The sequence below is a fragment of the Micromonospora sp. NPDC006431 genome, assembly GCF_042870725.1.
Classification (GTDB): Bacteria; Actinomycetota; Actinomycetes; order Mycobacteriales; family Micromonosporaceae; genus Micromonospora.
Genome location: NZ_JBIAHQ010000020.1, coordinates 40912 through 53586, shown reverse-complemented (window position 1 = coordinate 53586; position 12675 = coordinate 40912). Strand labels below are relative to the sequence as shown.

Genomic DNA, 12675 nt, shown 5'->3' with positions numbered 1-12675 from the left:
TTACTGGGGGGCCAGCCGGTGCAGGTCGACCCGGCCCCGGGCGAAGGCGTCCACCTTCCCCCACCGGCCCGGGATGTCCAGCACCTCGATCCGCCCCATGCCGACCGGCAGCCGCGGGTCCACCGCCAGGTGCCCCTCGTGCGGCTCGAGCCCGAGCATCGTCCGGATCAGCAACAGCGGGGTCCCGGTCGACCAGGCCTGCGGGCTGCACGCCGTCGGATACTCCACGGGGAACTTGGTCAGGTCCCGCGGATAGCCGCCGAACGCCTCCGGCAGCCGGCCGTCGAAGTACCGCGCCGCTTCGAGGATGCCGTTGGCGATGACGGCGGCCTCGTCGGCGAAGCCGTACCGGCGCAGACCCCAGGCGATGAACGAGTTGTCGAACGGCCAGATCGTGCCGTTGTGGTAGCCGATCGGGTTGTAGCGGACCTCGCCCTCGGCCAGGGTTCGCACCCCCCAGCCGGAGAAGAGCCGCGGCCCGAGCAGGTGGTCGGCGATCTTCCTCGCCCGGTCCGGCTCGACGATGCCGCTCCACAGCAGGTGGCCGATGTTCGAGCTGAGCACCGCGCAGTGCCGGCCGTCCGGGTCCAGGCCGAGGGCGTAGTACTCGCCGTCCGCCACCCACCAGTCCCGGTTGAACCGCTCCCTGAGCTCCGCCGCCCCCCGCTCCAACTGGTCGGCGTACGCCGGGTCGTCCCAGAACTCCCGGGCCAGCCGGGCGGCCCGCATCTTCGCGTCGTACGCGTACCCCTGCACCTCGCAGGTGGCCCGCGGGAACGGCGGCAGCGTGCCGTCCCGGTAGGAGATGGAGTCCCACGAGTCCTTCCAGCACTGGTTCTCCAGGCCGGTGTCGGTGTTGCGCCGCTCATACCAGATGTAGCCGTTGCCCACCAGGTCGGCGTAGTCGTCGACCCACTTCAGCGCCGCCCGGCACTCCCGTTCCAACTCCTTGACCAGCGCCACGTCGCCGGTCCACTTCTCGTACTCGTCGAGCAGCACCACGAACAGCGGCGTCGCGTCCACCGAGCCGTAGTAGGGCGAGTGCGGCTGCTCCTCGAAGGCGGCCGTCTCGCCGTAGCGCATCTCGTGCAGGATCCGGCCCGGGTCCTCATCCCGGAAGTCGTCGAACCGGGTGCCCTGCAGCGCCCCGAGGATCCGCAGCGTGGTCTTGGACAGCTCCGGCGCGAACGGCAGCACCTGGAGGCAGGTCAGGATGCTGTCCCGGCCGAACATGGTCATGAACCAGGGCAGACCGGCGGCCGGCAGCGTCTGCCCACCGAGCGACAACGGCGAGAAGCGCAGCGCCGCCAGGTCGATCAGACTGCGCCGGTACGTCGAGCAGACCTCGCGGTGCTCGCTGTTCACCTTCGGTGCGTTGGCGATCCACTGCTCCAGGTCCTGCTGCAGGGCCAACCGCTCGACGCCGTGCGTCCGCAGCCCCATCCGCAGGTCCCGGCCGCCCGGGCCGACCGCGAAGGTCTGTACGTCGATGCCGGTGTCCCACTGCTGGTTCGGTTCCAGGTGGACAGTGAAGGCGAGGCCGTTCCGGTCGTAGCGGGCCGGCTGGGAGGACTGGATGACCGTCTCCCGCTTGAAGTTGCCCCGCCGGTAGCCCAGCCGGAGCCGGTCCGACTCGGCCTCGGCATAGATCTCGCCCTTCTTGTTCAGGATCTCATCCTTGACCTGGAACAGGTCGGCGAAGTCCGACGCGGCGTCGATCCGGATCTCCAGGTCGACCGGTTTCTCGTCGTGGTTGAGGATGGTCAGCGTCTCCCGGAAGCTGCCGCCCACCGCCCGCTCCCGAATGATCGACAACTTCGCGTCGATGTAGTGCGTGGCCATGCCCGGCACCAGGAAGAACCGGGCCTCGTAGTACTGGAGGTCGTCGTACGACAGGGCGTTGAGCCGCTCACCGTTGACGGTCAGCACCCACTTGGAGAGGAAACGGGTGTCGATGGCGAAGAGGCCGGTCGGCTCGCTCGGCGTCGCCTCGATGTCGCCGGTGTCCTCGGACACCACGAACGTGTTGCCGTCAAGGATCCGGACGGTGTCCGTGCCCGCCATCAGGAAGCCCCCCTCTGGAACGCGTGATGCGGCCCGCGAGAGTCCGGCGGGCCGGGAAAGATCCGTTCGACCTGCAACACCAGCCGCAGGTCACCCAGCACGGTCATGTCGCCGCGCAGCAGCGCCGCGATGACGTTCTCCTGGCCGCTGACCAACTCGCCGAAGAGTCGCGGCGCGGTCCCCACGACCGTGTTCGCCTCCTGGTCCTCCTGCCGGACCCGGAGGTTGCCCCGGTCGATGTGCAGCAGCCAGTGTGTCGTGTGCGCCCCCTCGTGCAGGTCGAAGCGCAGGGTGCCGCTGGTCTTCGCCAGCAGGGGTTCGTACCCCCGCCGGTCCAGGTCCTCAAAGAACTTCGTGGTCGCGTCCACCAGTTCACTCCTCCCGCGGTCCGCGGCGTGTGACGTCCGAGAAGGGGTGCCCATCGGGTACGGGGTCAATCTCGCCCGGTTCGGGTGAGCCGCCGACGTCGCGCATGGGCGGAAGGCGCGAACGCCGGCACCCGGGAACCGGGGGCCGGCGTCGCCGCGGCGGACGGGTCAGTTGTTCGGTTCGTCGGCGCTGATGTCGGCGAGCACCGACTGCGGCTCGCGCTCGACGGCGAGGTCACCCATCGACACCAGTCCGATCAGCCGGCCGTCGTCGACCACCGGCAGCCGCCGGACGGCGTACGTGCGCATCAGGTCCGCGGCCGCCACCGCGTCGTCGTACTGGCTCACCGTCACCACGTCCTTGCTGGTGATCTGGTTGAGCCTGGTCGTGGCGGGGTCCATGTTCTCGGCGACGCCCCGGACCGTGATGTCCCGGTCCGTGACGATGCCCACCACGCGGTCACCATCGGTCACTACCACGTCGCCGATGGCGCTGTCGCGCATCTCCTGCGCCGCCGCGGTCAGGGTGTCGTCGCCGTCCATCGTCACCAACCGGGTCGTCATGAACTCTCCGACCGTTGTCATGGTGCTCCCCTCTCGGTGTCGGCACCGCGGTCTACCCGCCGCCGCGGGCCGGGTAACGCGCCCCGTTCGGTGGTGGTGCCGGCGCAGGTCGTGGCAGCCGGTTCCTGGACCGGCCGAAGAACGCCGGGCTGGGGGCGACGGGAGGCCAGGGGCGCGGCGGACGCGTGGTCAGGCGCGCGGGGGCGCGCCGTAGACCCGCTCGACGTGCAGCCGCAGCACGAGGCGGCGCTCGGCGACCATGGCGCGCCGGAAGTCGTCCCAGTCCGGGTGTTCGCCCTGCACCGCCCGGTACAGCCCGACCAGTTCCTCGACGGTGGGATCGTCCGGCCGCTGAGCCACCGGGGTCAGCTCGGCCCGCGCCTCCGCCACCGCGTACGCCCAGCCGTCCGCGCTGCTGACCTGGAAGCTGGCCCGGGGGTCCCGACGCAGGTTGGCGGTCTTCGCCCGGTCGTCGGTCACCGAGATCCGGATCACGCCCTGCTCCCGGTCGAAGGAGTGGACCACGTTGGACAGCTGCGGCCGGCCGTCCCGCTTGATGGTGGCGAGCACCCCGATCCGGCGGCTCGCGATGAGATCGGTCAGGGCCTGCTGGGTCTGCTCGTCCGCCATGGGGGCCTCCCGGGTCGACTGGTCGCGCGGTCGACCCCCATCTCACCGCATTCCCGGCCGGCGTGCCCGACGCACGGCCGGGCCGGCGGCTCAGCGCCGCTCGGCGGCGACCAGCTCGGCGAGCTGTACGGCGTTGAGCGCGGCGCCCTTGCGCAGGTTGTCGTTGGAGCAGAAGAGCGCTAGCCCGTGCTCGACGGTCTCGTCGTTCCGGATCCGCCCGACGTACGTCGGGTCCTGGCCGGCCGCCTGCAGCGGAGTGGGCACGTCCGACAGGGCCACCCCCGGCGCGCCGTCGAGCAGCTCCCGGGCGCGGGCCGGAGTGATCGGCCGGGCGAAGCGGGCGTTGATCTGGAGCGAGTGTCCGGTGAAGACCGGAACCCGGACGCAGGTGCCGGAGACCTTCAGCCCCGGGATCTCCAGGATCTTGCGGCTCTCGTTGCGCAGCTTCTGCTCCTCGTCGGTCTCGAAGGAGCCGTCGTCGACGATCGAACCGGCCAGCGGGAGCACGTTGAAGGCGATCGGACGGGCGAACGAGCGCGGCGCGGGGAACTCGACGGCCGCACCGTCGAAGGTGAGCCCGGCGGCGTCCTCGGCCACCTTGCGGACCTGCTCGTCGAGCTCCGCCACGCCGGCCAGGCCGGCGCCGGAGACCGCCTGGTACGTCGCCACGACCAGGCTGACCAGCTCGGCCGCCTGGTGCAGCGGACGCAGCACCGGCATGGCGGCCATGGTGGTGCAGTTCGGGTTGGCCACGATGCCCTTCGGCCGGTCGGCGATGGCGTGCGGGTTGACTTCGGCGACCACCAGCGGCACCTCGGGGTCCATCCGGAACGCCGAGGAGTTGTCGATGACGACCGCGCCGGCGTCTACGACCCGGGGGGCCAGCTCGCGGGCGGTGCCCTTGCCCGCCGAGAAGAGCACGATGTCCAGCCCCCGGTAGTCCGCGGTGGCCGCGTCCTCGACGGTGACCTCGCCGTCCCGCCAGGGCAGGGTCCGCCCGGCCGACCGCGCCGAGGCGAACAACCGCACCTGCTCCGCCGGGAACTCGCGCTCCGCCAGCACGTGCCGCATCACGCCACCGACCTGGCCGGTGGCCCCCACAATGCCGATCCTCATGCCCGCGAGGCTACCCAGCCGGGCGGCCGGACCGGGAAGGCTTTCCCACCGCGCGGGCCGGCGGCCGGCCCCGCCCTCCCCGGACCGCAGCCGCCAGGAGCTGCAACGACGGCGCTCCAGGGCCGCTCGTCCCGGAAGATCACCGGCCGTCAGCCCGCCCGGCCGGAGCATCCGCACCCCCCGCCCGCCCCGGGTTAGAGCCGGACGCGACCGGAATCACACCCCAACGGGCGGTCAGGGGGTGTGGTCGACGACCTCGCCGAGCCCGGTGGCGACCAACTCGTCCCGGATGATCGCCGCGTCGCCCTCCACGACCAGGGTGAGCGAATCCGGGTGCAGGTGCGCCGTGGCCGCCGCGGAGACCTGCTCCACGTCGGCGGCGAGCAGCGACTCGCGCAGCCGGGCGTGGTAGTCGTCCGGCAGGTCGTGCACCACCAGGGTGGTCAGCGCCGAGGCGATGGCCCGCGGGGTCTGCAGCTCGACCGAGAGCTGACCGGCCCGCCAGAAGCGGGCCACCGCGAGCTCGTCCTCGGTCACTCCCTCCGACCGGGTCCGCGACACCTCGCCGACCGCCTCGACCAGCGCCGGCGCGGTCACCGCGGTCTGCACCCCGGAGCTGATCGCGAACCGGCCGAACCGGCGGGACGAGGCGAAGTCGCCCCGGATGCCGTAGGTGTAGCCGTGCACCTCGCGCAGCAGATGGTTCAGCCGGGAGGTGAACGCCCCGCCCAGCACCGTGCCGGCGAGCGACATCGGCACGTGGTCCGGGTGGGCGCGGTGCGGGGACGGGTGCCCGAGGCGGAGCGTCGACTGCACCGAGCCGGGGCGGTCGACCAGGATGATCCGCCGCCGGTCGTGCCGCGGCACCTCGACCGGGCCGCCCTTCTCCACCGGCCCGCCCGCGGCGCCCGCGAACGCCGTCGCGCCCAGCGCGTCCAGGTCGATCCGGTCCAGGTCACCGGCGATGACCAGGGTGCCCGGGCGGATGAACCACTCGGAGTGGAAGACCGTCACGTCGTCCACGTCCAGCGCGGCCACGCTGTCCGGGTCGCCGTACATCGGGCGGCCCCAGCGGTTGTCCGTGCCGAAGATGTCGCCGCGCAGCACCGCGTCCGCCCGGGGGCCGGGGTTGGCCCAGTCCATCCGCAGCGCGGTCGCCTCGTCGTCGCGGACCCGCAGCACGTCGGCCGGGTCGAGCTTCGGCGTCCGGACCGCCTCGGCGAGCAGTTCCACGGCGGCGCTCAGCCGATCGACCGGCACCTGCACGCTGACCTGGAAGGAGTCCCAGTCCAGCGCGGTCACCAGCTCGGTGCCGAGCGCCTCGACGGCCAGCGCGTACGCGGTGGCGTCCCGCTGCGCGGTGCCCTCCTCCAGGGCCTTGGCGAGCACCGCGCCCAGCCCCTCCTTGCCGACCGGCTCCCGGCCGGCGCCGGCGTCGAGGAGCAGCAGCGCGACCGCGAGGCTCTGCCCGGGCAGGTGCGCGGCGACGACCTGCCCGCCGGCGACGGCCCGGCGCACCACCTGCGGGAACCGGTACGGACGGGCGGCGCCCGGCCCGGGACGTTCGGTGATCAGCGTCATGCGGTCTTCTCCTCCGGCACGTAGCACAGGGTCACCCGGTCGTGTTCGGTACGGAGCAGCTCGGCGGCCTGTTCGGCGATCTGCTCGGCGGTGACGGCGAGCCACCCCGGCAGCCGCTCGCCGGCCTTCGCCGGGTCGCCGAACTGGGTGGCGTACCGGCCCAGCGTGTCCGCCCGGCCCTCCACCGTGGACATCTGCCGCCACCACATGGTGCTCAGCAGCGCCTTGGCCCGGTCCAGCTCGGCGGCGGTCACCGGCACCGTCGCCAGCTCGTCGACCACCTCCGCCAGCCCGTCGCGCAGCCGCTCGACGGTGACCCCGGGGCGGGCGGTGGCGGTGGCGATCAGCGGGGCGGGAGCGTGGGCCAGGTCCACCCCGTACGCCCCGACCAGATCCGGCTGGGCGATCCGCTCCCCGTCGGCGAGGCGCTGGTAGAGCCGGCTGCCCCGGCCGCTGCCGAGGACGGTGGCGAGCACCGTGGCGACGTCGTAGCCGGGGGTGCCGAACGGCTGGGTGCGGTGCGCCACGTACACCCGGGGAGCGGGGACATCGGCGGTGACCCTCTCCACGGCTGGCCGCCCGGCCGTCGGCACGGTGCGTCCGTCCGGCGCGGCGGGGATGTCGGCGCGCGGCGGGATGGCGCCGAAGTACTTGTCGGCCAGCGCGAACACCTCGGCCGCCGTGGTGTCGCCGACCACGGTGAGCACGGCGTTGTTCGGCGCGTAGTAGGTCTCGTGGAACGCCTGGAAGGTGGGCAGGCCGGCGGCGTTGAGGTCGGCCATCGACCCGATCGTGGCGTGGTGGTACGGGTGCCCCGGCGGGTAGAGCAGCGGCAGCAGGCGCAGCCACGCGTCGCCGTACGGGACGTTCTCGTACCGCTGGCGGCGCTCGTTCTTGACCACCTCGCGCTGGTTGTTCAACGTCTCCTGGGTCAGCGCCGGCACCAGGCCGCCCATCCGGTCGGCCTCCAGCCAGAGCGCCAGCTCGAGGTGCTCGGCCGGGACCGTCTCGAAGTAGTTGGTCCGGTCCGGGTTGGTGGTGGCGTTCAGCGAACCGCCGGACCCCTGGATGAGCTTCATGTGCTCGGTCTTCGCCACGTTCACCGAGCCCTCGAACATCAGGTGCTCGAAGAGGTGGGCGAAGCCGGTCTGGCCCGCCGGCTCGTGCCGGGAGCCCACGTCGTACCAGAGGTTCACGGCGATCGCGGGTGCGGTGCGGTCCTCGCTCACCACCACGCGCAGGCCGTTGTCCAGTCGGGTCGTCTCGATCGGCCAGGGGTAACCGCTGTCGGGCATGGCACGACGCTATCCGATCTCGCGGGCGGAAAGGGGACGGGCGGGAGCATCCTCGCCGCGCGGCGGGGTATCCCCGGGGCATGCCCGACCCCGCATCCACCGTCACCGAACGTGCCGCCGCCGCGCTGGCCCGCCGCCGGCGGGCCCGGCTGCTGCATCCCGCCGGCCGCACCTTCTCCGCCGAGGTGATGATCTGGGGTACGCCCGGTCCGCCGACCGGGGTCCCGCTCTTCGACCGGCCCGGACGGTGGCGGGGCACGGTCCGGCTGTCGAAGGGGGTCGCCACGCCGGGGAGCTGGCCGGACGTGCTGGGGCTGGGCGTGCGGCTGCACCGGGACCCGGAACCGCCGGTGGATCTGCTGATGAGTTCCAGCGCCGCCCCGCCGGTGCTGCGCCAACTGCCGCTGCCCCGGCGGCGCTTCACCGGGACGTACAGCTCGATCGTGCCCTTCCGGGCCGGCCGGTGCCGGCTCCTGGTGGCCGCGCTGGCCGACCCGGACTCGCCGGAGCTGGGCCGCAGTCTCACCGAGGTCTCGTCAGCGGCGGGCCCGGACGCGCCACGGCTGGTGCTGGCGGTGGCCTCAACGGTCGGGCCGTGGCGGCCGTTCGGGCAGGTCTGCCTCGACGGCCGGCGCGGCGCCCGGGAGGACGCCGCGCTGGCCTTCGATCCGATCGGCAACCTGCCGGCGGGCCTGCGGGCGGAGGGGCTGCTCGCCTGGCTGCGCGACACCACCTACCGCGGCTCCCGCCGGGCCCGGGGCGCGTCCGCTCAGTCCGGGGGCTCGCTCGGGGTCACGGTCTGATCCGACGTCCGGCGCTCCAGGGTGGCGTCCTGGGCGACGTTCCGATCCTCCCGGATGTCCGATTCGGCGAGGATCGCGTCGGCCTGGGCCTCGGGGTCCTCGCTGCCCACCGCCGCCTCCTCCGGCAGGAGGTGGGCGCGGGACTCGATCCGCTCCTGGTCGTTCTGCTGGTGGCTCATGCCGTTCCCATACCCCGCGGGTGCGCACCGGAACGGGCGACACACCTCGTTCGGGCGCACGGGGTGCGCCGTCGTCGGCCAGGTAGCGCGGTTCCGGTTCCGCTTTCCCAGGATTCGGTATGCCGAGGAAATCGTTCCGTCGCGTCGCCGCGTGGCGCTGATGGCCCCGCCGGGCGCTTGTCGCGCCCTCGGCGCCACCGTTGGCAGCATAGATGAAGTTGAACGCGGGGCGGGGCCTTGCCGACGATGGAGTGAGCCCAGCCCGTCGCGTCGGGTACGCTGGCTGGCGTGACGCGGTCGTATCGATGGTTTAGGCAGCCGGCTGGAGGAGCCGGTGACTCGACCATGATCTGACGTCACTCCTCTTCGAGCCGGCCGGGCAGGGATCATTCCCTGCCCTTTCGCGTACGAGCAGCCGGCTCGACCCCGGGCGCCGGCCCCGGGCACGGTCGGCGGAAGGAACTCCACCGTGCCGACCCAGGACGCCCATCGGGTCATCGACCAGCGGATCGACCGCGTCGTACCACTGACCACCCCGGCCCTGCTGCACCACCACCTGCCCCTGGACGCGGCGCTCGCGGAGGCCGTGGTCACCGGCCGACGCGCCGTCGGCCGGGTGCTGGACCGTGCCGACGACCGGCTCCTGGTCGTGGTCGGCCCGTGCTCGGTGCACGACCCCGCCGCCGCCCTCGAGTACGCGGGCCGGCTGCGCGAGGCCGCCGACCGGCTCGCCGACGACCTGCTGGTGGTGATGCGGGTCTACTTCGAGAAGCCGCGCTCGACGGTGGGCTGGAAGGGCCTGATCAACGACCCGGGGCTGGACGGCTCGGGCGACGTCAATACCGGCCTGCGTACGGCCCGGTCGCTCCTGCTCGACGTGCTGCGGCTCGGGTTGCCGGTGGGTTGCGAGTTCCTCGATCCGATCACGCCGCAGTACATCGCCGACACGGTGGCCTGGGGAGCGATCGGCGCCCGGACGGTGGAGAGCCAGGTGCACCGGCAGCTCGCCTCCGGTTTGTCCATGCCGATCGGCATGAAGAACCGCCCCGACGGCAGCATCTCCACCGCCGTGGACGCGATCCGGGCGGCCGGCGTGCCGCACGTCTTCCCCGGCATCGACGTCTCCGGCACCCCGGCGATCATGCACACCCGGGGCAACGCCGACGGCCATCTGGTGCTGCGCGGCGGGGGCGGGCGGCCCAACTACGACGCGGAGTCGGTGGCCGGCGCGCTCGACCTGCTCCGCACCGCCGGCCTGCCCGAACGAGTGGTGATCGACGCCAGCCACGCCAACAGCGGCAAGGACCACCGCCGGCAGCCGCTCGTCGCGGCCGACGTGGCCGCCCAGCTGGCCGCCGGCCAGCGCGGCATCGTCGGCATCATGCTGGAGAGCTTCCTGCAGCCGGGCCGCCAGGACCTGGACCCCACGCGGGAGCTGGAGTACGGGAAGTCCGTCACCGACGCCTGCCTCGGCTGGGACACCACCGCGCAGGTCCTCACCGACCTGGCCCAGGCCGTTCGCACCCGCCGCGCCACCCTCCCCACCCCCGCCTGACCTCCCCGGTCCACCCATCTGTTGATCATGAGGTTGGCGGCGGTCAGCGAGATCCACATCGCCGCCAACCTCATGATCAACGAGGAGCCGGGGCAGTGCCGCGACCGGCGACGTTTGACCGATTCGGGCCGGGGTAGCTGACCGGGGTGACCGACGACGCGCCCGTGACCGAACAGCCGGACACCCGGCAGCTCGACGAACTGCTCGACGACATCTACCACGGCCAGGAGCGGATCACCCAGGCGGACATCTACCGCCGGGCGGTCGCCGCCGAACTCCCCGCGGAACTGCTCACCCGGATCGCCGCACTCCCGCAGGGCGAGTACGCGATCGACGAGGTGACCGACCTGCTGGGCGGGACCGTCGCCTGAACGGCCGGCCGGGTGGCCGCCGCGCCGACCGGCGGCCGTGACGGCGCCCGCCCGGAGACCGCCGGCGGCACGACGGAGAGGACAGTGGGATGACCGACCGGGACGAGGGGCGTCAACCGGAGGCGCTCGGCCAGCCGCCGACGGCGGCGCCCCCCGACGCTGATCCGGAGTTCGCGGAGGAGCACGAGGAAACCGCGGTGGACGAGGACATCATCACCGGCGAGGACGGGGGCCGACGCGAGCCCGAGTCGTCGCGTGGCTGGGCCGGCGAGAACCACGGCACCAACCCCACCTGAGCGCACCGACGAGGGGCGGGCCGCGTCCGCCCCTCGTCTCGACAAACTCCGGTTCGGCGCAGCGATCCGGAGCCGTCGCGACTCACTTTCCGCGTTGCCCACCCGCGGCCGCCTGCTGGGCGACCGCGTAACCCATCTGGAGGAAGTCGGAGGCGGCCACCGCGGTCAGCGCGGTGGCGACCAGCCGGGTCAGCCGGGGCGCCAGCACCAGTCCGCCGGTGAGCCCGGTGGCGACCCAGACCGCCAGGCAGAACGGGCAGCTCAACAGTTCCCCGACCGCGTGCCGGGTGGCACTGCCCTGGTCCCGGACCTGCTCCATCACTTCGCCACTGCCGATCGGGTGGTCGTAGCGGGTGAACGGAGCACGCAGCGGGCTGGTGATCGCGTCCTTGGAGAGCAGCCGGCTGAGCTTGTGGGTCGCGACGGAGAGCAGCACCACGTCTGCCGGCGAGGGCCGCTCCGGCACCGGCCGCCCGGTCGCCCGGACCAGGCCCACCAGCGACGCGGTGACCGTCGCGTACGTGCCCATCGCCACCAGGTAGCCGCCCAGCGGTCGGTGCTCGTGCGGCGCGTACGCCTGACGCAGGCGCGCCACCTTGTGCTTCAGGCCACTCCGGGACACCCGGCCTCCTCGTTCTCGTGGCACCGCCGGCTCAGCCGGCGGTCAGGTTGTCATCCACCTCGCGGGCGAGGTTGGCCAGGGTCTCCTCGGCCAGCGCCGGGACGTCCCCGCCGGCCAGGTCCAGCCGTACCCGGGCGCCCCCGGCATCGGCCGGCTCCACCCGGATCTCCGCCGACCAGTCGGGCGCGGAGTCGCTGTACCAGGTGGCTCGCATCTCCTCGACGCTGACCACCTCCGGACGGCGCCCGCCGTCCTGCCGCAGCGGCTCGGGCAGCCACGCCGCCGCCCGGTCCGGGTCGATGGCCGTGTTGAAGACCACCTCGGGCGGCGCGGACATCCCCCGCTCGACATGCGCCGCCATCAGGCCCCCCGGAGCCGGCTCGGGTCGACCTCCCGCCCCGGGTGCCGGGCGAGGTATTCCGTCTCCAGCTCCGCGGTGCGACGCAGGTGGTTGGCGAGCGCGGAGTCGGTGGCGTGCCGCAGGGTGTCCAGCCGGGTCCGGTGCAGGCTGTGCATCTCCCGGATCAGGTCCTCGTCGCCCAGCTCGGCGGGGTCCACCCCGAGCAGCTCGCCGTCGACGTCGCCCAGCGCGGTATCGGTCCGGGCGTGGTCGCCGTCCCACTCGGGCATCCGCTGCTCCGGGCTGGCGTCGCCGGGCCGGCGTACTGATTCGGTCATTGTCGCCCCCTCGTCTCGTTCGGGCTGGCGTCTAGACGGATGCCCACCCGGGATCCCACCAAACCCCGCGACCTACGACACCGCGTCGGAGACGGCCGCCGGCCCCGGTACCCTCAAAGGCATGAAGCGGCTCCGGACACCGGCGTGGATCGCCCGCCACGTGGCCATGGTCGTGCTGGTCGTGGGCTGCCTCGGGCTCGGCTGGTGGCAGGTCACCCGGGCCGCCGAGGGCAACACGCTGAGCTTCGGGTACGCGATCGAATGGCCGGTCTTCGCCGGCTTCGTGGTCTTCCTCTGGTGGCGTGAGGTGCGGCACGCGCTGCGGGGCCCGCGTGAGCCGGGGTCCGCTCCGGCGCCGCCGGCGGTCGCCGGGCCCGAGCCGGCCCCCACCACCCCGGTGGTACGCCGACCGGTGCGGGTCAGCCGGGTGCCGGCCACCCCGGTCGAGGCGGTCGAGGAGGGCGACCTCGCCGCGTACAACCGCTATCTGTCATGGTTGAACGCCAACCCGGGCGCGCGGCCCGGCGACTATCCCGGCTGATGGCCGGTTCGG

16 protein-coding genes are annotated in these 12675 nt (G+C 73.0%); 5 read left to right on the top strand and 11 right to left on the bottom strand.

The annotated features are described in order from the left end of the window. The 7 genes from ACFYM6_RS27580 to ACFYM6_RS27550 all read right to left on the bottom strand — a co-directional run bounded on the left by ACFYM6_RS27580 (position 1) and on the right by ACFYM6_RS27550 (position 7618). Entirely contained in the window at positions 1–2064 is a 2064-nt protein-coding gene (locus tag ACFYM6_RS27580) for a glycogen debranching N-terminal domain-containing protein (RefSeq protein WP_387280123.1), read from the bottom strand. Continuing rightward, on the bottom strand, positions 2064–2486 hold the full coding sequence (locus ACFYM6_RS27575) for an SCP2 sterol-binding domain-containing protein (RefSeq protein WP_387280121.1): 423 nt from the start codon (positions 2484–2486) through the stop codon (positions 2064–2066). Before ACFYM6_RS27575 ends, ACFYM6_RS27580 begins: the two co-directional genes overlap by 1 nt. Before the next feature lie 114 nt (positions 2487–2600). Then, positions 2601–3017, bottom strand: coding sequence for a CBS domain-containing protein (locus ACFYM6_RS27570; protein WP_073836006.1), 417 nt, complete (start codon positions 3015–3017; stop codon positions 2601–2603). A gap of 168 nt (positions 3018–3185) precedes the next feature. Beyond that, positions 3186–3626: a PPOX class F420-dependent oxidoreductase gene (locus ACFYM6_RS27565; protein ID WP_357440903.1), complete on the bottom strand. Its 441-nt coding sequence runs from the start codon at positions 3624–3626 to the stop codon at positions 3186–3188. A 90-nt stretch (positions 3627–3716) separates the two neighbouring features. Further along, a complete protein-coding gene (locus tag ACFYM6_RS27560; RefSeq protein WP_387280119.1) occupies positions 3717–4742 on the bottom strand; it encodes an aspartate-semialdehyde dehydrogenase in 1026 nt (341 codons plus the stop codon). 234 nt (positions 4743–4976) lie between these two features. Then, a complete protein-coding gene (locus ACFYM6_RS27555; protein ID WP_387280117.1) occupies positions 4977–6323 on the bottom strand; it encodes a M16 family metallopeptidase in 1347 nt (448 codons plus the stop codon). Further along, positions 6320–7618, bottom strand: coding sequence for a M16 family metallopeptidase (locus ACFYM6_RS27550; RefSeq protein WP_387280116.1), 1299 nt, complete (start codon positions 7616–7618; stop codon positions 6320–6322). Before ACFYM6_RS27550 ends, ACFYM6_RS27555 begins: the two co-directional genes overlap by 4 nt. Positions 7619–7698: 80 nt before the next feature. Between ACFYM6_RS27550 and ACFYM6_RS27545 the strand changes: the two genes are divergently transcribed. Then, a complete protein-coding gene (locus ACFYM6_RS27545) occupies positions 7699–8421 on the top strand; it encodes a phosphodiesterase (RefSeq protein WP_387280114.1) in 723 nt (240 codons plus the stop codon). Here the strand turns inward: ACFYM6_RS27545 and ACFYM6_RS27540 are convergent. Further along, positions 8388–8600, bottom strand: coding sequence for a hypothetical protein (locus ACFYM6_RS27540; RefSeq protein WP_387280113.1), 213 nt, complete (start codon positions 8598–8600; stop codon positions 8388–8390). The genes ACFYM6_RS27545 and ACFYM6_RS27540 overlap by 34 nt on opposite strands. 469 nt (positions 8601–9069) lie before the next feature. On the opposite strand from ACFYM6_RS27540, the gene ACFYM6_RS27535 reads away from it, so the two are divergent. The 3 genes from ACFYM6_RS27535 to ACFYM6_RS27525 all read left to right on the top strand — a co-directional run bounded on the left by ACFYM6_RS27535 (position 9070) and on the right by ACFYM6_RS27525 (position 10822). Further along, the gene (locus ACFYM6_RS27535) at positions 9070–10155 is read left to right on the top strand and encodes a 3-deoxy-7-phosphoheptulonate synthase (RefSeq protein WP_387280111.1); all 1086 of its coding nucleotides are present in this window, start codon (positions 9070–9072) and stop codon (positions 10153–10155) included. A 137-nt stretch (positions 10156–10292) separates the two neighbouring features. Next, positions 10293–10526, top strand: a complete 234-nt coding sequence (locus tag ACFYM6_RS27530; protein WP_387280214.1) for a hypothetical protein — start codon at positions 10293–10295, stop codon at positions 10524–10526. Positions 10527–10615: 89 nt separating this feature from the next. Continuing rightward, positions 10616–10822 (top strand): hypothetical protein, encoded by a 207-nt coding sequence (locus ACFYM6_RS27525; protein ID WP_387280109.1) that lies wholly within the window; start codon positions 10616–10618, stop codon positions 10820–10822. An 82-nt stretch (positions 10823–10904) separates the two neighbouring features. On the opposite strand, the gene ACFYM6_RS27520 is transcribed toward ACFYM6_RS27525, so the two are convergent. Genes ACFYM6_RS27520 through ACFYM6_RS27510 form a run of 3 tightly spaced genes read right to left on the bottom strand, consistent with a single transcriptional unit; the run spans position 10905 to position 12122 of the window. Further along, entirely contained in the window at positions 10905–11444 is a 540-nt protein-coding gene (locus ACFYM6_RS27520; RefSeq protein ID WP_357440879.1) for a DUF1360 domain-containing protein, read from the bottom strand. Between the two features lie 31 nt (positions 11445–11475). After that, on the bottom strand, positions 11476–11805 hold the full coding sequence (locus ACFYM6_RS27515; protein WP_387280107.1) for a hypothetical protein: 330 nt from the start codon (positions 11803–11805) through the stop codon (positions 11476–11478). Then, complete coding sequence (locus tag ACFYM6_RS27510) at positions 11805–12122, bottom strand: DUF6158 family protein (RefSeq protein WP_387280105.1); 318 nt, start codon at positions 12120–12122, stop codon at positions 11805–11807. The genes ACFYM6_RS27515 and ACFYM6_RS27510 overlap by 1 nt, the downstream gene beginning before the upstream one ends. 121 nt (positions 12123–12243) lie before the next feature. On the opposite strand from ACFYM6_RS27510, the gene ACFYM6_RS27505 reads away from it, so the two are divergent. Then, positions 12244–12663, top strand: a complete 420-nt coding sequence (locus ACFYM6_RS27505; RefSeq protein ID WP_387280104.1) for a hypothetical protein — start codon at positions 12244–12246, stop codon at positions 12661–12663. Positions 12664–12675: the final 12 nt, after the last annotated feature.